The sequence below is a fragment of the uncultured Nostoc sp. genome (assembly GCF_964245445.1).
GTDB lineage: Bacteria > Cyanobacteriota > Cyanobacteriia > Cyanobacteriales > Nostocaceae > Nostoc.
In genome coordinates, this window is sequence record NZ_CAXTNE010000167.1 from 1 (window position 1) to 17,706 (window position 17,706).

Annotated in this window: 13 protein-coding genes and 2 pseudogenes; 3 read left to right on the plus strand and 12 right to left on the minus strand. The window is 39.9% G+C overall.

The features are described 5' to 3' along the window. Nucleotides 1-778 precede the first annotated feature (778 nt). Nucleotides 779-2,011: pseudogene (locus ACFE90_RS23995) on the minus strand (glycosyltransferase family 4 protein); the annotation flags it as partial. A gap of 684 nt (nt 2,012-2,695) precedes the next feature. Here ACFE90_RS23995 and psaK point away from each other — a divergent pair. Further along, nucleotides 2,696-2,956 (plus strand): photosystem I reaction center subunit PsaK, encoded by a 261-nt coding sequence (gene psaK, locus ACFE90_RS24000; RefSeq protein ID WP_375504977.1) that lies wholly within the window; start codon nt 2,696-2,698, stop codon nt 2,954-2,956. 157 nt (nt 2,957-3,113) lie between these two features. On the opposite strand, the gene ACFE90_RS24005 is transcribed toward psaK, so the two are convergent. The 7 genes and pseudogenes from ACFE90_RS24005 to ACFE90_RS24035 form a co-directional block, all read right to left on the minus strand. After that, nucleotides 3,114-3,854 carry a DUF3891 family protein gene (locus tag ACFE90_RS24005; protein WP_375504978.1) on the minus strand — a complete coding sequence of 247 codons (741 nt, stop codon included), beginning with the start codon at nt 3,852-3,854 and terminating at the stop codon, nt 3,114-3,116. A gap of 392 nt (nt 3,855-4,246) precedes the next feature. Beyond that, complete coding sequence (locus tag ACFE90_RS24010; protein WP_375504979.1) at nt 4,247-4,939, minus strand: manganese catalase family protein; 693 nt, start codon at nt 4,937-4,939, stop codon at nt 4,247-4,249. A gap of 194 nt (nt 4,940-5,133) precedes the next feature. After that, nucleotides 5,134-5,328: pseudogene (locus ACFE90_RS24015) on the minus strand (GlsB/YeaQ/YmgE family stress response membrane protein). 944 nt (nt 5,329-6,272) lie between these two features. Beyond that, nucleotides 6,273-6,704, minus strand: a complete 432-nt coding sequence (locus tag ACFE90_RS24020) for an EamA family transporter (protein ID WP_375504980.1) — start codon at nt 6,702-6,704, stop codon at nt 6,273-6,275. A gap of 323 nt (nt 6,705-7,027) precedes the next feature. Further along, nucleotides 7,028-9,133 carry an acylase gene (locus ACFE90_RS24025; protein WP_375504981.1) on the minus strand — a complete coding sequence of 702 codons (2,106 nt, stop codon included), beginning with the start codon at nt 9,131-9,133 and terminating at the stop codon, nt 7,028-7,030. 608 nt (nt 9,134-9,741) lie between these two features. Beyond that, entirely contained in the window at nt 9,742-11,124 is a 1,383-nt protein-coding gene (gene hemN, locus ACFE90_RS24030) for an oxygen-independent coproporphyrinogen III oxidase (protein WP_375504982.1), read from the minus strand. An 88-nt stretch (nt 11,125-11,212) separates the two neighbouring features. After that, on the minus strand, nt 11,213-11,890 hold the full coding sequence (locus ACFE90_RS24035; protein WP_375504983.1) for a heme oxygenase (biliverdin-producing): 678 nt from the start codon (nt 11,888-11,890) through the stop codon (nt 11,213-11,215). A 421-nt stretch (nt 11,891-12,311) separates the two neighbouring features. Between ACFE90_RS24035 and acsF the strand changes: the two genes are divergently transcribed. Next, nucleotides 12,312-13,388, plus strand: coding sequence for a magnesium-protoporphyrin IX monomethyl ester (oxidative) cyclase (gene acsF / locus ACFE90_RS24040; RefSeq protein ID WP_375504984.1), 1,077 nt, complete (start codon nt 12,312-12,314; stop codon nt 13,386-13,388). 101 nt (nt 13,389-13,489) lie between these two features. Here the strand turns inward: acsF and ACFE90_RS24045 are convergent, their stop codons facing one another. From ACFE90_RS24045 to ACFE90_RS24060, 4 genes are all read right to left on the minus strand, one after another. Next, a complete protein-coding gene (locus ACFE90_RS24045) occupies nt 13,490-14,455 on the minus strand; it encodes an MvdD family ATP-grasp ribosomal peptide maturase (protein WP_375504985.1) in 966 nt (321 codons plus the stop codon). A gap of 165 nt (nt 14,456-14,620) precedes the next feature. Then, nucleotides 14,621-15,625 carry an MvdC family ATP-grasp ribosomal peptide maturase gene (locus ACFE90_RS24050; protein WP_375504986.1) on the minus strand — a complete coding sequence of 335 codons (1,005 nt, stop codon included), beginning with the start codon at nt 15,623-15,625 and terminating at the stop codon, nt 14,621-14,623. A gap of 170 nt (nt 15,626-15,795) precedes the next feature. Beyond that, nucleotides 15,796-16,110, minus strand: a complete 315-nt coding sequence (locus tag ACFE90_RS24055; protein WP_375504987.1) for a microviridin/marinostatin family tricyclic proteinase inhibitor — start codon at nt 16,108-16,110, stop codon at nt 15,796-15,798. Between the two features lie 136 nt (nt 16,111-16,246). After that, entirely contained in the window at nt 16,247-16,429 is a 183-nt protein-coding gene (locus ACFE90_RS24060) for a hypothetical protein (protein WP_375504988.1), read from the minus strand. Nucleotides 16,430-16,880: 451 nt separating this feature from the next. Here ACFE90_RS24060 and ACFE90_RS24065 point away from each other — a divergent pair, with 451 nt between their 5' ends. Next, entirely contained in the window at nt 16,881-17,627 is a 747-nt protein-coding gene (locus tag ACFE90_RS24065) for a DUF1796 family putative cysteine peptidase (protein WP_375504989.1), read from the plus strand. Nucleotides 17,628-17,706: the final 79 nt, after the last annotated feature.

The window sequence follows — 17,706 nt, forward strand, 5'->3', positions numbered from 1 at the left end:
GCGTGATGGTAGCCAGTTAGCGCGGATTTCGCTACAAGCAGCTGTGAGAGTGGTAAAGTCAACTGGTTGCAAAGCGATTAGTTGTTAACATTCAAATGGTAGCGATCGCTATGCTTTTATCTTAGTTTAGTCAAAGCATAGCAGACCTCAACTATCATAGCGGTTACTTGGTTTGGTGATAGCTAACGCAGAAATCTATTATTCAGACAGACTCCCAGCCCTTAGATGTTAACTTACCTTTTTATACATTTTTTAGTGACAAGTTTTGTAAGCTAAGGCTATTTGAAGAAGGCAGAAGACAGAAGGTTAATTACAGGGGGATTCTGACAAGAACAGTAATTGTAAACCGCTAAATCGTAGATTTAGCAGGGATCTTAAACCCAGTTTGGGCAAGGCAAAAAGGCTTGCTTTAAAACTTTTCTTTCCTCCTGCCTCCTGCCCTCTGCCTTCTGCCTTGCCGGAGGCAGATAAATAAACAAGCTAAGTAATTTCCATTAATTGAACTAATAATGGAAATCACTCAGTCTAGAGAAATATTTAGAATAAATTATTTAGTAATGGTGAGTGACGACTAGGAAAATAAAATTATTGCTTACTTCCGAGTTACCGATTCACCATTATCTGTTACGCAAGAGAATTATTTAGCAACTAAAACTGGCTGTTTTGCTGTTGACTGCACTAATTCGACTGTTGACTCCACCAGTTCTTTTGCTGCTGACTGCACTAATTCGGCTGTTGACTCCACTAGTTCTTTTGCTGTTGACGCAACTGTTTGTGGCTGCAACAGTTGGGTGTAAAGTTCACTCAGTTGATTTGCGACACCATCCCAGCTAAACTTAGTTTCGACGCGCTTTCTACCAACTTTACCCAATTCATCTCGCCATTCTGGATTTAAGAGAATTCGGTCAATAGCAGATGCAAAAGCCTCTACATCTTGCGCTGGAGCCAATAAACCAGTTTCTTCATTAACTACAGTAAACTGAAGTCCGCCGACATCACTTGCTACCACTGGTGTACCGCTTGCCATCGCTTCGATCGCGACCAGTCCGAAAGGTTCGTAGTGACTGGGAACAACGCAAACATCAGCAGCGGCGTAATAAGTTGGCAAAATATCTTGACTCAGACGACCCGCAAAACTGGTAAAGTCACTCATCCCCAATTCGTTAACGATTTGCTCAATGCGATCGCGCTCAATGCCGTCGCTGTTACCTGGAGTACTACCACCACCAATAATTAGCTGGAGATTCTTGGAGTCACGTAGCGAAGACTCGTTTACTGCACGCACTAAGGTTTCTATCCCTTTACGTTGATCAAAACGCCCTACATATAAGACTACTTTGGCTTCTTTATCAATTCCTAATTCAGCCCTGGCTGCTTCTCGTGCAATCGAGCCAAAGCGCTGAATATCTGTACCGCAGGGAATGATGTCGATATTACCTTTAGTGGAAACTAGCGATCGCATGTGTTCCTGTTCTTGCGGACTTGTCGCTACAATTCGCTCTGCTTTTTCCAACACCTTTTTTTCCACTGCTAATCGCTGACTAGCAATTAGAGGAATATTTTCTATGGTGTTGTATTTGACTGCTCCTAAGGAGTGGTAGGTGTGAATCTGTTTACTATGTTGGATTTTATTTAACTGCATCCCCACCCAACTAGAAAGCCAATAGTTAGTGTGAACTAACTCGTATTTAATGCCATTTTTTACTTGAAAATTGAGGAAATTATCCACAAATTCTGGCAGAAATTCAAAAATCTCATCTCGCGGCACAAACTCAATAGGGCCAGCTTTTAGACGAATAGTTCGGCAATTGTCGCTGTGTTTAACAATCGAGTCTTGCTCCAGACTCACTTTTCGAGTAAACATATCAACTTGCCATCCCAGCTGCGCTAGTGCTTCACCCACATTACGCACATAAACATTTTGTCCTCCAGCTTCTTCTTTCCCTATTTCAATCGCCGGGTCTCCGTGGACGGAAATCAAGGCGATACGTTTTTCGGTGGTAGAGTTCATAGTTTGTGTGTTGCTGATTTTAAGAAAGTTTTAAGCTGTTCCAAACTCGTGTATAGCACACTTGCCCGAATTGTTTAGGAACCTTGATTAATATTGATTTTAATTTACTATGCCTAATATTTTTTTACATCTTCTGCCAGAAGTATACTATTAGATTAAATACAATAAATATTTAATTTCTTTAGATATAGAAAATTGTCATCTTTAGATTTCATGCTTTTGATAGATGAAAATTATATTTTTACTATGTTATAAAAATAGGTTTTTTATAAAAATCAAAATTACTGAAAAGCTTATAAATACGTACTTTTAGCTTCGGTACTTTCTCTTATTTCATTTCGGATTGCTATATTAATTCAAAATATCTAATGCTTTTAATAGAAAAATATTATAGTTCTTGTCTTGTTTGTGTAGATATAATCCCATAGATACATGCATTAACGTGAGTTTGACGAAGTGAAAAAGCAGCCGCACGCACAGCCTCTTGTGGAGAAAGCAGTTCGATAAATTAAGCTTTTTGGCGATTTTTGCCTAAGTCCTGAATTAATGCCGTTGAACTCACGTTGTATTAAGTAGTGAGAATAACTGTTAAATATTGATGCAAAATCGGGTAATTTATTGAATTTGTTTCGGAAAGTCTCAGATTATATTTGCAATCATTAATAAATTTCAGGAGCAAATCAGGTGTTTACTTCAACCTTACTCGCTGCCGCAACTACACCCCTGGAATGGAGTCCTACAGTTGGGCTGATTATAATTCTCGCTAATATCGTTGCCATTGCCATTGGCAAATTTACCATCAAATATCCCAATGCAGAACCAAAACTACCCTCAGTCAATTTCTTAGGTGATTTTGGTTTACCAGCCCTTTTAGCAAGTACCGCCTTTGGTCATATCTTAGGAGTGGGTGTTGTCTTAGGGCTGCATAACCTGGGAAGAATTTAGGTTCTTATCCAAGTTAGCTTTTATTTGATGATTATTTTGTCTCCAGCTTTGAGCCAGAGATTTAGTTATCTGGCTCTTTTTTATTGAAAAGCCAGAGAAATTCCAACACCAAAAGCCCCATTTGGAGGCTTGAATTACTGACTATGGGGGCGACTGTCTAACTTTTAACGAATGTCCACTCTAGTACCTTAATGGGAGCTTCTTGTAGTACTTGAGCTAATTCGGTGCTGCTCTCAAATTTAATTTGGGAGAGGTCGCAGGCTTCGACGTTGACTGTAAATTTCTCGTCTTGGAAGGGCCAGGGTTTGACAACAACTAAGTTATCGCTGCGCTGCATGATGTCATAGCGCTGACCTTCAGGGCCCTTGCTAATTTCTAAAAACCGCTCATCCTCAGGTAGTTCTTGCTGACATAAGATGAGAGAAAGGCGATCGCACCATTGCATAAATGCATAGGCTGCATCAACTTCTTCTTTTTCGATGCCCAGTTCTTTGCGCCAACGTTGCTGGTTTTGCAGTTGCTCATCTAAAAGGTTGTCTAATTCTGGAAACTGACCTCGGCTTGACTCATTTAAACGGCTGATGTGCATGGAAATTAGTAGAGCCACCCACCGTCCCCGGTAGCGCGCATTCTTTGCCAGATCAGCCAGTTTCTTAATACCAATCTCTACATCCTTTTTTGTGGTGAGAGTGAAGTCCATTGGCGCACCAGCTTCAGTCAGAATATCCTCTTCCCACTCTTTTTCTAGGTCATCGTGATGGGAAATTGCAGCGACAGTTTCATATAACCTTACTGGAGCATCTTTACGCCGCCATTGTCCTGCAAGTTGAGCTGCTAATAAAGCATGGGCGCGGTGATAAATAACTTCCCAACCATTTGGCGTAGCGTTGACAATCACAAATCAATCTCCTGATTCTTAGTTTTGATTTTGAGTTGAATTAATTTCTGAATTCAGAAACGTCGGGGTAGATTTGAAGAGGCGATCGCTCTGACTTCTTCAGTGTAGCTTAATTTCAATATTGCATCGCGCACAGATATGTAGCCAAAGCGCGTGTTGCATCCAAATCAATATCAGCAAATACTTATCGACTTAGATTCCCGACTTCTCTAAGAAATCGGGAATCTTGTTGTTCACGAATGATTTAAGATTGCTTTAGGTTGGATAAAGCTAAATTCTCCCTCAAAAATCCCTAATGTAGACAAACAGTTTAACCATTGCTAAAGAAGGTGGGCAAACAGCCCACCTAATAATTGGGAGCTTTTAAGAAGCTCTAACTGCAATCTATGAAATTAAGAGTGACTTTCTAACGGATTCGCAACGTATTTGAATGTTGGCTCAGAATTCCAAGGCCCACGCTCATCTTTACCATTACCGTCTGTAGATAGGTTGTAGTAGAGAGCAACAGTTTCATCTGGCTTAATATTACCAAAGAATGGATCTGTCAACTTACCTAGCGAATCTAGAGCTTTCATAAACATCTGAGTATGAGAAATTTCTCGTGTTAACAGATGCACTAAAGTCTCTTGGGTTCCTTTGTCAGTTGCCAACTTAATCAATTCTTCGTAAGTTTGACGAGCGCCAGCTTCAGCTGCAACGTTAGCTCTCAAATCACGGACTACATCTCCACCCTCATTCAAGTAACTTGCAGTCCAAGCATTACCCTGGCTATCTAGAAAATGAGGCCCAATCCCTCGGACTGCAAAGAGAGTACTTTTATAAGCCTCTGTTTGATCCGTATTTTTAGTATGAGCTTCGATGAGTTTACCAACCATTTCTAAATGGCTGAATTCCTCGATCGCAATGTCTTGCAGCATGTCTTTAATTCCAGCATTTTCAACATGGAATGATTGAACCCAATATTGAAGTGCTGCACTAAGTTCTCCAGTAGCTCCGCCAAACTGCTCTAAAAGCAACTGAGCAAAACGAGGGTTTGGTTCAGTAACGTTAACTGCATGAATAGGCTCTTTTTTGTGAAAAAACATAGATCTACACTTCCCAAAATTATGATGTTCTCTAAAGGATTGGCTATTTTATTGTCTCCTAATATTTCCCAGACAGAGCTAATTTAATGTTTGATAGCTTCTCAAACTGGTGAACTAGAAGACTGATAAAATACAGTAGTAATGTCAGTGTTGATAAATGCCAATCAGTGATTAGGCATTGCTGCTTATTCTGATTAATCCCATAGATAAATAGCAACAATTGCGCCGAACACAGCCACTAAAATACCAGGAATTAAACCAGCGCCAGCCGCAGTAATTTACAGAGTTCCTGTTCGTAGCAAGGTAAACAGACTTCCACCGACTAAAGCACCAATGATACCCAAAATCATTGTGGAGATAAGTCTGCCGCCTTGATAGCCAAGATAAATAGCTTTAGCGTAAGGGTAGCCTGCCGTTAGGCATCGTACCTGCCAAAAGTCCTAAAACTACCTAAGCAAGAATACTCATAACTGCCTCAACAATCTCACTTGTATCTAAGTTATCAACTCTGATTCACAATTCTTTCTATCTGATGGGATAAATGCTAAATCCAAAAGTTAGACAAAAAACTTTACATTAAGGTTCAGATGGAAATTGGCATTTTATTCTATAAATAAAAATACTAAATGAAAGTTTTGTCAGATAAATCAGAAATTATTGAATACACAAGTCTAGACGTTACTTGCTCTCGAATTAGACACTAAAACTATATTTATTGATATCTACCTTAAGATGTAAAAAAATAATCTAACTTTTTGGAGATGAATTAAAATAATTTGTAATTCGTAATTAGCAGGACTTACGCAAAAGGCAGTGAAAGCCTTAGAGGATGTTTGAAAAGTCAAAGCCAGTAAAAAATCATGCAAGTCCTATAACCATGATGCGAATCATTGCAATAAGCATAAACTATACTTGTTCGCTTACTAATAATTTTTCCGGGCGACCTCCACCAGGCGCATTGATTCTAATTTTTTGACTTGACTTTTTAGTTTTGATTTCCTTGTGACGATTTATAACGCAATTTAATAGTGGTTGTAATTGTTGGTGACTAATTCCTAAAATCTGTTTTGTTCGGAGTAGATACTTTTGGATATAATCAAACACTATAGACATTTAAAAAAAATGGTAGATACTCAATTAAACGTTTTACCATTTTTCTTTTCATTAGTTAATATTTAGGACAAGTCTATTACATTAAAGAAGTTTGGACTGGCATGAGACCACTTAATCTTCGTAAAAAAATGGAAGAAGCTCCTGGGGATAAATCATAACGCATTAGATTTTTGGTAAAGCTTGTTCCAGATCAAGAGATGAAACACTTGTAGTTAAGCGTTTAAAGGATTAGAACTAAAGTCCCCACAACTACTAAACTGCTTCCTAATATTATCTTCAAGTTTAATGGTTCTCCCAGAAAAATAACTGAAAACAATAAAACTAATACCAAGCTTGATTTATCAATTGGTGCGACAAGGGAGGCTTTTCCTGTTTGTAAAGCTTGGAAGTAAAAAATCCATGATAACCCTGTAGATACTCCAGATAATAATAAGAAAATTATTGTTTTTTGGGAAATAGCTAAAATATTAACTAGATTTCCTTGAAAAAAGACAATTCCCCAAGCAATTACTAAGATAACAACAGTTCGGATTGCTGTTGCTAAATTAGAATTAATATTTTCTATGCCAATTTTGGCAAAAATAGTTGTCAATGCTGCAAAGCCAGCCGAAAGTAATGCGTATATCCACCACGCTATGGTGTTGCTTTCCATCTTGCCTCCTGGTTCACTAGTCAAAATTAGCAGTGTTATTTAGGCTTATGTTAGATTAAATTACTTGTTGCAAACTGCAATTGCTTTTCAAAATAAATTCCCGTTAACCCCTTTGGGGAATTAAAAATTTAGAAAAATTTTTAATTCGAGCGTACTCTTAGGTCGAAGCAAGCTACACACAGCGTCTGTCTGCGACACGGTGCGCGAACGTAGAGAAGCGACGGTCATACGATCGCTCCAAATATCTCCAGAAACTTAGAAATTTTTGGGCGTAGGCGTAGCCCGTCGCAGACATCGCAAGCGCTAGAAACAGACTATTAACCTCAGAATATTTTACGTTCTTCTAGATGAGCAAGAATATCTGAGCGATCGCGCCACACAGTCCGCAACTTTTTGTTAGCTAACATCTGTAACTGATCGCCAATGTGAGGAGAGCCGGGTTGAGTTGCATTACCGTAGCTGGTGAGTGCCATTGCCCGTACAGGGTTGGAAAATTCAATTGCAGCCACATAGGAATCACCCGCAACGGCTTGGAACTGCCCATTTTCTCCGGGAGCAGAATTCAGTACCCGAAAAATTCCCAGTTCCCCATCCCCACCATTAGCAGATAAATCCATATCACCCAACCGTAGCCGAAAAACCTTTCCCCACGGTACATCAAGCGCCCCATAAGTCTTTTCTATCTCTGCTGCAACTGCTTGCAGGGTTGCAACTGCACTTTCAGGATTAGCTAAACCATCGGGTGTGGTGCGTGGATAATTTTCATTCCAAGGTTTACTAAACGTTTTATCTAAGTCCATCTGTTGTACCCAAAAGGCAAATAGTACGGCTCCGCGACTATCTGCATTGGCTTGCCGATCCCACGCTTCTAGGACATTAGCTGCTTTTTGCCCTAAGTCCTGACCGTACTTGCGTGCAGCCGGAATTAAATCATCCAAAATCCGATCAGCCAGTTCCATACGAGTAGAGTGCTTGTATGCAACCATTTCATCAAAAGAGATTTTGTCATCCTCAGCCAACATCTTTACAGAACGTTGGGAGCGAAAATCCATGAAACGAGGTGCTATATAAGGCGGGTAATTATCTGCTTTAATGGCGGCTGGAAATGTAGTTGTCCAAGGTGGGTCATTTGTATTTTGCAACCAACCACTTTTCGGGTCAATTATACGCGGTAAATCTTGGTAAGGATGAATTTTTGTCCACAAGGTTTTAGATGTATTTCCTGGGATTATGCCTTGCCAGTATTTAAAATCACCCTTAGAGCGTACTGGAACTTGACCGTTAAATAGGTGCATAATATGCCCTTCTCGATCCGCATACATCACCGTAAACATTGGCAATTGCAAGCGCTGGAGTGTCTTTTCAAACTGGGCAAGATTTTTTGCTCGTGCCATATCCCACCACTCTTGGAGTACACCTGGTCGGTCAAGACCTGCAACTCTCAGTGCCACGGTTTTACCATTTTTTTGGACGATCACAGGCCCGTGAACAGAACTTTTCACTACTAATGGTTGTTCTTGCAAAGAGCCATCTTTCTGCTTCACCTTTAAGGAGAGAGTTTTGGAAAGAAAGTTACGAACTTTGTCATCAAAGCGGTACCCATTACCTGCGAGTGTGAGTTCATAAACATCCCAACCATCATAAGTGTTAACGGTGTGAGTCCAACCTAAGTTGTTGTTGAATGCGATCGCTAATACGGGAATACCTACAAGTGTTGCCCCATAAGCATCAATCCCTGGTGCGGTGATTTGGGCTTCATACCACAAAAATAAATCTGACCAAGGTAGGTGTGGGTTTGCTAACAACATGGCATTCCCATTGGCAGAATGACTTGGTGCGATCGCCCAACCATTAGATCCTGCTTGCAACTTTTCTTTGCTCAGGTCTAATACTGACTCCGGATTGACCACAAAGGTGAAATTGAGTACCCGATGTAAGTGAGCCATGACATCTTCTGCCTTGACTGGTAGCACCACCTCAACTTGATCGTCAATCAAGTCAGGATTTTGTTTTGCATAAGCATTGATCCCAGTAGCAAAAGCATTGAGATAACCGCGAAAAGCTGGACTCTGTGCCTTGTACCAAGAACGAGCGCGTTCTGGTACTCCCACAGTCTGTACCCAACGATCTGACTCCAGATATTCCTCTCCCCAATATTCGGCTGCGCGTCCCCGTGCTTGACCATAGAGACGCAAAAGTAAATCTCCATGACTTTGCATTTGTGCCCAACCAAAGGCATAAAATGCACTCTGGTCATCTTTACCGTAGATGTGCGGCACACCATAGGTATCCCATAATATCTCTGTGGATTTCGTTGGTACAGCTATAGTACGGTTTCCGACAAACAAAACCAGTATCAAACTGAGTATTAAGGGTAAAACGCGTATTGATTTTCTTTTGTAAACTCTGAGTAAACTATCAATCCTCATTAACACCACCATGTACACATGTAACGCCTGGTGACTGAAACTGCTATTGGTCAGTGAGGGACTAGAGATTAGAGATTGAAAAGAGAGAAGAGAGTGACTTTTTCAACAGAGAGGCAGGGGGAAATGAAGAAGCAGGGGAGTAGGGAGCAGGGGGAAAAGGAGAAATCTCCCCAGCACAGCGCACCCTGCCCCAATTCCTCTTTTCCTTCCTCCTTGCTCCCCGCTCCCTTGCCTCTTTTTCAATAATTATTCCCCTAGTCCCGAGTACTCTTTTTGGTCACAAGGTAAAGTTGTACGCAAGTGACTTTGACAAAGCAGATTTAAGTTGATCTAACAATACCACTTTATTGAGAAATAATATCAAGACTAGAAGAGTATCCTTTATTCCTTTTAAGAAATGGGGAAATAGCTACAAGATCATGTAATCTATATATTTATCAAGAAATATTATCAACTTAAACATGGGATTAGTAGTAGCTTTTGCTTTGGGCGACAAATTACTACTATAGATACCTGGTGCGTAAGTCCTAATTAGTTAAATCCCCTCAATCGTGATTTTCAAGGTAAATTGAGGGGATAATATGCAACTGACATTTGTAAAATTGGTATCAAATAGCACGAGAAAATTTTGTCTCTCGTGTTCTTGTATGAGTATCAAAGATGACGGCAATATTTCTGACTAATAATCTACCGATATCTGTAATCTGGATCTGATTTTTTGATAAATTGACTAGACCATCGGCTTCTAGTGGTTTTAACGCCTCTAATTCCTCAGAGAAATATTCATCAAAATTGAGATCATACTTATTTTCAATGTCTTGCTTATGTAACTGAAAGTGAGACATAATACCCATGATCACATCCCGTCTGATGATGTCATTTTGAGTAAGCTTGATACCTTTGCTAACAGGTAAAGCACCTGCTGCAATTGTGTGATAATAATCCTTTAATTCCTTGTGGTTTTGAGCATAAGCATCTTCTAGCATACTGATGGATGTAGAACCAAAACCAAACAGTTCTGTCTCAGCGTGGGTAGTGTAGCCCTGGAAATTGCGTTTGAGAGTGCCATTGCGTTGAGCGATCGCTAGTTCATCATTAGTTTTAGCAAAATGATCCATTCCAATAAATAGATATTGGTTATTCGTCAATTCTTCAATGGTCATTTTCAGAATTTCTAACTTTTCCTCTGCTGGGGGTAGCGCCTCTTGAGGAATATTTTTTTGTGTAGGTTTGATCCACGGTATATATGCAAAGTTAAAGACAACAATTCGGTCAGGGTCTAACTCAACAGTCTTTTTCAACGTCTCCCGAAATGTTTCGCGGGTTTGATAAGGTAAACCATAAATAAGGTCTACATTCACACTTTCAAACTTAGCTTCTTTAACCCAACTCATGACATCAAATAGCATTTCTTCTGGCTGGACACGATTTATAGCTACTTGAACTTGGCTATTAAAATCTTGAATGCCAAAACTAATACGGTTAAATCCAATTTCTCTCAGAAAGAAAATGTAATTTTTATCAATATAGCGAGGATTAATCTCAATTGAGATTTCTGCTTGTGGATCGATGTTGAAATGGCGATTGATGTTTTTCCATAAAAATTCTATTTGGTCACGATCTAAGTAATTAGGAGTACCGCCTCCCCAGTGGATTTGCAGCACTTTTCTGTCTGGATCAATTAAAGCTGCGGTGTTTTTAATGTCTTGAGCCAAAGACTCCACGTAAGGTTTGGCAATATTCTTGTTGTTGGAAATTACCGTGTTACAACCGCAGAAATAGCAAGCACTTTGGCAAAAGGGGATATGGAAATATAGACTCATAGGAGTTTTACGTTGATTCGAGGCTGCGATCGCGGCCTTAAAATCAGTTTCAGTAAATGTTTCGCTTAACTCTGTAGCAGGCGGGTAACTGGTGTATCTAGGTGCGCGAGTGTCGTACTTTTGAATCAAATCCAGATCAAACTTGACACCAGGTAATAGAAAAACCATTGAGTTGCTTTCCAATGAATGAAGGGAGTAGGGAGTAGGGGAGGCAGGAGAAGCAGGGGAAGAATGACAAATGACTAATGACTAATGACTAATTAGTTAGGCTATTAAACATAACTTGACCGAGTGCTTTAATTAAATTTCCTTCTAACTCTTGAGCTATCTGTAAATTGAACCTAAAGGCATTATTAGCTTCTGCAACAATCCGTTCTGCTGTTATATCATCAACTGGTAATTCATTTAATGCCTGACGATACTTATCCTTAAATGCCTTTTTGTCAGGAATTTGCTCAAAATTGTAAAAGGATGTGCCTTCATAGCCAGAAAGCTTCAGGGCTGACTGAGCAACTTTTTGTAGCATTTGACCCCCAGAAAGATCACCCATGTAGCGAGTGTAGGCATGACCTAGCAATAAGACTGGTTCACTAATAGAGATTTCACGAATGCGGTCAATGTACTTTTGAGCAGCAGGTGAAGGTGTAACTTGCTCTTTCCAATTATTCCCATAATAGAACACCATGTCTTTTTCGAGCGAGGATTGGCGATTAAGTTCAAAGAAGTAAACCGCACTAATCATAGGATGCTCTAAATGGCTCTTTAATGCTGCTTCTAGTTCGCTGTAGACGTAATACAAGTTGCTTAAGAACTTGGCGAAGCAGTCTCTATCCACAACTCCTTTCAAAAAACATTTCATGAATGCCACATTTTCTGCTGATGTGTGGGCTTGTTGAGTTCCAGAGCGCAGTTTGATGGCTAGATTACTACTCATTGTTGCTTCCTTCATGTTCAAGGGCAAGGTTTCTGGGCAGTCACCGACTCAGGATGCCTGCCAGTGCCAGCTAAAAGATTGTTATTTTAGGTTCAGAGAGGATCTGCATCACTCTATCTGGCAAGTACCACTGCCGATGTAGATCCCAGCTATTTTTATTTCTCCTAAGATTATTTAACTATTAATTTATATATAACTATAAAGATATTAGTATTTATTTATGTTTTTCTGATTTTCACGCTTAGGCGCATCCTACTCAAGTAGTAACAAAACTGATTGGGGAATAGGCATTTAAACTCTCCTGAAACAACGGGTAATAAGTTTATTTCTCACAATTTACTCTCAATAATTTAACTGATGTCTACAAACAACTATTTATGCTTATATAACTTTTAAAGGATGAAATAATCAAAGGATTCTTATGGTTAAGTCTCTGGAAACTTCTCAACCTGAGTTGCTAAAACCAGGTGTAAAAGCGCCTGTTCAAGAAACATTATTAACACCCAGGTTTTATACTACTGACTTTGAAGCTGCGGCGCAGTTGGATATTTCGTCCCAGGAGGCTGAGTTACGGGCAATTGTAGAGGAGTTACGAGCTGACTATAACCGTCATCACTTTGTCCGTGATGAAGAATTTCAGCAGTGTTGGGATCACATTGATGGGGAAACACGCGTCGCCTTTATTGACTTTTTGGAACGTTCCTGTACCTCAGAGTTTTCTGGGTTTCTGCTGTTTAAAGAGTTATCACGCCGTTTGAAAAACCGCAACCCGATTTTGGCGGATGCTTTTAATTTTATGGCGCGGGATGAAGCACGCCATGCGGGATTTTTAAATAAGTCAATGGCAGATTTTAATCTTTCCCTCGACTTAAGTTATTTAACCAAAAATCGCACTTATACCTTCTTTCCGCCAGAGTGGATTATTTACACAGTCTACCTGTCTGAGAAAATTGGCTACTGGCGCTACATCTTGGTGTATCGGCACATGGAGAAACATCCAGAACACCAAATTTATCCACTATTCCGTAAGTTTGAAAGTTGGTGTCAGGATGAAAATCGACATGGAGATTTTTTCAAAGCACTGCTGCGATCGCAACCTCAACTATGGAACAATTGGAGAGCTAAATTATGGGTGCGTTTCTTTTTATTGAGTGTTTTTGCTACTCACACATTGACAGTATTTGAACGCGCCACGTTTTATCAATCCATTGGGATAGATCCGCGCGAATATAATACCAGAGTTATTCAAGAGACGAATAACACTGCTGCACGGGCATTTCCCCTGATTTTGAATACAAATCATCCAGAGTTTTTCCGGCGGTTGGAAAAGTGTTCTGACCTTAATTTGAAACTAGCAGAGATTAACAACAGCAATCGCTCATCAGTTGTCAAATTCTGCCAAAAATTACCCTTGATCGCCTCCATTGTTGGGCATCTATTGCAGACTTACCTAATCAAACCCGTTGATGCTGAATCATTGAGAGAGACAGTTCATTAACTAGTAACTGCATACATTAACTGAATCTACAAGTCTCCTTTGGGAATCTCTTTACTCGAATTCTATAAGTTATATCTTGCACCTGACCCCTTCGCCCTCCCTCAATTCTGTAGAACCTGTGCGATCGCCTCAGAAATCGGTAAGCCAGGACAGCGTTCTAACCAGAAAAACTCACCAACTGGGTTAACCTCAAGAAATACATGACGACCATCAGGAGTCAAAATAATATCAATAGCTCCGTAGTTCAAACCAAATTCTGCCATGAGTTTGAGCAGTTTCTCTTCAACATCTTCAGGCAGAGTGTATGACTCCCAAGCGTTGAGTAAGGCAATTCCCTGTTTGCGCCAGTCGTAACGCGCCTTATCCAAAGCTTGAGAATCAACCGCCGCTGTCAACACACGTTTGCCTACAATAATTGTCCGCAATTCCAATGCTTTGGGAATTTTTTCCTGAAATGTCATTGGGCAGAAACGTAATCCATCGAGGTTATCCAGATCCTCAGATGAAATTGGATTCGTAAACACAACTTTTTCTTGTCCTTGTTCATCGTAAATAGCGAAGGAAGAGAGCATCTTTGTAATTATTCCCTCCTTACACTCTTGGGCAAATTGCTTTACTGCCACTGAATTGTTTGTAGTCAGAGTACGTGGCGTATCTAGACCGATCTCTCGTGCTATTCGTAATTGCAGTTGCTTATTTTCGGCTCGGCGAATATTTGGCAGAGGGTCGAGATGGAAGCCCTTAATACTGGCAATCATTCCCTCAATTGTGACGCGAGATTCTTTGAGTGAGGCTTGTCTGAGTTGCTTGTCCATCGAGTCGGGAATTCTTGACCCAATTGCGATGCGGCGATACCAAACTGCTGACACTTCACTCAAATCTAATGTCTGGTCTTCGACGCTTAGAGTAACTCGCTCACTTTTAGCATAGTAAACATCTAAGGTGATTTCTGTGGGAAATCGGTCTGTATCAAAACGAAATGCTTTCCCTCCTTGGGCTTCAATTGCCTGAATAACTAGAGGAATACTTTCGTTGTCTTGGCTGTGAGTAATGATTAAAACAGTCACGTCGCTTTGCTCCAAATTCAAAATTTAAAATTCAAAATTCAAAATTAATAATCCCTATAAATAAATTTAGTTGCTCTGTATCATGAGTGTGTTTCGGTCATTTAAAGGATGAAGAATGAAGTACGCTACAGATAAATATAGGGGCTGCCCGTTGGTTTTTACTTTTTAAGTAACAGTATTATGCTTAGGGCTTGTTGAAAGTAGTGCGTCTGCGATCGCATCTGCGATCGGGTAGTCCAAATCTCTCTCTAGCATCCCCCACTCTCCTGTGGGATTAATTTCTAAAAAAACGTATTCTCCTGATGGCGTTTTGATGAAGTCAAATGCTCCAAAAATCAGTCCAAACCTTGCCATAAAAGCATCCAGGCAACGGATTACTTTATCAGGTAATTGATATGGTTGCCAGGTAAGAGCCTCTTTTGTACCCCGTCGCCAATCTTGGGTGGATGCTGCATACTCAGAGGCATCCAGTGCGCCGACAAAGAGATTACCATTCACATACACTGCGCGTAGTTCTAGCTGTTTAGGGATTTGTTCTTGAAACACAACTGGACAATAGCGCAGTGTTTCAGCATCAAGTAAGTCTTCTTCTTTAACGGCGCTGGTATACATGAAAAAAGAGGAGGCTTGCATCCCATAAGAAAGAGGTCTCAGTAGCTTGGCAACCATTTTTCCTTTAACTTCCCTAAAAAACTCTCGTGTTTGTTGAGGATTATTGGTAACGATAGTCCGAGGTATGACAAGACCAACTTCCGATGCAATTCTTAGTTGGCGTAGCTTATTTTCAGCTACACTGATCCTCTGTAAATCATCCACCCAAATAGCTCCCCTCAGACTGTCCCAAAAGCCATCTAAGACTGCGAGTGATTCATTAGAGCAGGCTGCTTGGAATTGTGGAGCCAATTCTTTACCTAGATCGGGTTGCCAAATCCGTCGCATCCATACTGCTTTAACTTGCTCGGTGTTTAGGGAGCGATCGCCATATTCCAGTTTATGATTGCTCCCAGAGTTACTGAAATTCGCCTCGATTTGTACTGTCATCGGAATTTTATCAGTATCAAGGCGAAATGGCTGTGCGCCTCGTTTTGATACACCTTCTGCAACTCTATCTATTGTGAAGTAATCACCACTATGGGTGATTAATAAAACCACATCACGGTCAACGTACATAAAATATTTTCATTAGGTTTTTGTATTGTCCCTACTGTCAACTATAAAAAAATAAACTTTTTTAATGGGAAGCCAACCCCTAGATGGAGTTGGCAAAGCTAACAGTCTTTTTCTTATCAGAACATTTTTCAAAACCGCATCTCTGGTGTAATCAAAAGTATGCAGTTATTTTATTTTTTAATTGTTAATGCCTCCCCATGCTCATCGCTGTCTGAAGGGTACTTCAGAGTAAAAAATATCTGTTCATCACTATCAGAGGGATACTTTTCCGTTACCACGTCTTCTTGATCAGATGGGAATTTCTTAGTTTGGGGTTTTGGGTACTTCTTAGTTTGGCCTTTATCTTTCTTAGTTAAACCACAACTTCCACCGCCAATCCCTTCTGATTCTTCATCGGATAGGTCTTCAAAGTTTTGCCCTTCTAAAAATCTAGCAAAGAAGGGTACTGCTTGTGAATTCAGTTCTTCTGGTTTGTTTTCAGACATAATTTCTCCTACGTTAAGTAAAGATACATATATACTCAAATCAATAATACTACATAGAATTTCATCTATGTAAGCATAAAATTCATTTGTAATTATTTGTAATACTTATGTGAATATAGTGACTTTATTGTTCCCTTTATGGATAATTAATACCAAAATCCCAAGTTAATAAACTTTGTAATTTAAAATTTTCAAAGTTGTGAAAGCCATAGCCTAATTTTTTAATTAGCTTGATATTATTAATTTCTTCGTAAGGATTCAGGTCATTCATTCCTGGTAGGTTAATCATTTGCTCTACGGGAAATCTTATCACTAGCATCCTGAAACCTAAATTTTTATATTTTAATTACAGATCAAACATTCTTACTCCAGTCTGAAAAAGCTAAAAATATTTAATAAGTAAGACTTTGACGGATTATGAGATAATTTTATTCCATAAATTCAAGAAGTTTTCTCTTTTTTACATAAAGGGAGCCATAGAACAGATTTAACTTAATCTTATCCTTATTTTTATTTGTTCTTAGTTGTTTCAATACTTTTAATGCAATATATTTTATTTGATAAGTATTAAATCTTTTATAAAAACCAGATTTAATTTTTGAAAAGCTTTACCACTGGTAACCTTGAGTGTTATCAATCAGAGCTTCAGCAAATATACTTGAAAATATTAATACCGAACTCTTAAGTAGTTGTATATGATATTGTCAAAGCAGGTTTAAGGATTCAGTCTGACCGTTTGGTATTATACTAACTAAACCAGGATAAACTCTATGTATCGATTCCAGATCAGTGCATACACACGAACGGGTGAATCCATCGGTCTTATCGGTTCGACTCCAGAGTTGGGAATGTGGGACATCGTGAAATGTCTCCACCTGCGTACAAGTGGCGATCGCTGTGCCGTCCGTATGATGCTATATAAGATGGAGTACGATGGCCCCGCCTTTCCCTTTGATCTAACGCGCACCACCAATATTGGAGATGTTGCCGATGCGATCGAAAACGGTTTTGATGATATGTGGAACCCTGCCTTTTTGTATTACAGTCCCGATGCAGGCAGAATTTACCACAGTAAGTGGTCAGGTTTATCCTTTGCCCATGAAGTCGAGGAGACAGACGACCCAACGAGCGATATGTCTCCCGTCCATGAACGGATGCGCCTTCGCTACACGGCACGGTCTGAAAGATTTTGGTACGCACTGCGGCACTGCGATAAAGTGCTTTTCGTCTGCACAGGAATTAGCGATCGCGGTGGTGTGATAGATTTAGTCAACAAGCTGCAAAAACAATGTCAGGGGAAACCATTTCATCTCTTGCTTCTTTCTCCCCAAAACAATGATGAGTTTTTAGACCTTCCCAATATACTGCACTACAATGTCGAGTTTAATCCCGATCGCATGTATGACGACTTGGGGCACTGGATGTATTGCACAGAGGTGATGCGAGGAATTTTAGAATCTCTTGGGGTTTTTAGTAAAAACCTCTTTTGGTGTCCACCCAAAATACCGAAGGGGTGAGAAATTAGTTAGGAGCGATGCCTACGGCGGGCTACGCCAACGCATTTGCTATTTCGGCGAACTCATTTGTTATTTTGGC

Excerpts from the sequence above, each read along its gene's own strand:
- ACFE90_RS24010 (WP_375504979.1), bottom strand. The coding sequence starts at position 4,939 with ATGTTTTTTCACAAAAAAGAGCCTATTCATGCAGTTAACGTTACTGAA.
- ACFE90_RS24020 (WP_375504980.1), bottom strand. The coding sequence starts at position 6,704 with ATGGAAAGCAACACCATAGCGTGGTGGATATACGCATTACTTTCGGCT.
- ACFE90_RS24025 (WP_375504981.1), bottom strand. The coding sequence starts at position 9,133 with ATGAGGATTGATAGTTTACTCAGAGTTTACAAAAGAAAATCAATACGC.
- hemN (WP_375504982.1), bottom strand. The coding sequence starts at position 11,124 with ATGGTTTTTCTATTACCTGGTGTCAAGTTTGATCTGGATTTGATTCAA.
- ACFE90_RS24035 (WP_375504983.1), bottom strand. The coding sequence starts at position 11,890 with ATGAGTAGTAATCTAGCCATCAAACTGCGCTCTGGAACTCAACAAGCC.
- acsF (WP_375504984.1), top strand. The coding sequence starts at position 12,312 with ATGGTTAAGTCTCTGGAAACTTCTCAACCTGAGTTGCTAAAACCAGGT.
- ACFE90_RS24050 (WP_375504986.1), bottom strand. The coding sequence starts at position 15,625 with ATGTACGTTGACCGTGATGTGGTTTTATTAATCACCCATAGTGGTGAT.
- ACFE90_RS24055 (WP_375504987.1), bottom strand. The coding sequence starts at position 16,110 with ATGTCTGAAAACAAACCAGAAGAACTGAATTCACAAGCAGTACCCTTC.
- ACFE90_RS24060 (WP_375504988.1), bottom strand. The coding sequence starts at position 16,429 with ATGCTAGTGATAAGATTTCCCGTAGAGCAAATGATTAACCTACCAGGA.
- ACFE90_RS24065 (WP_375504989.1), top strand. The coding sequence starts at position 16,881 with ATGTATCGATTCCAGATCAGTGCATACACACGAACGGGTGAATCCATC.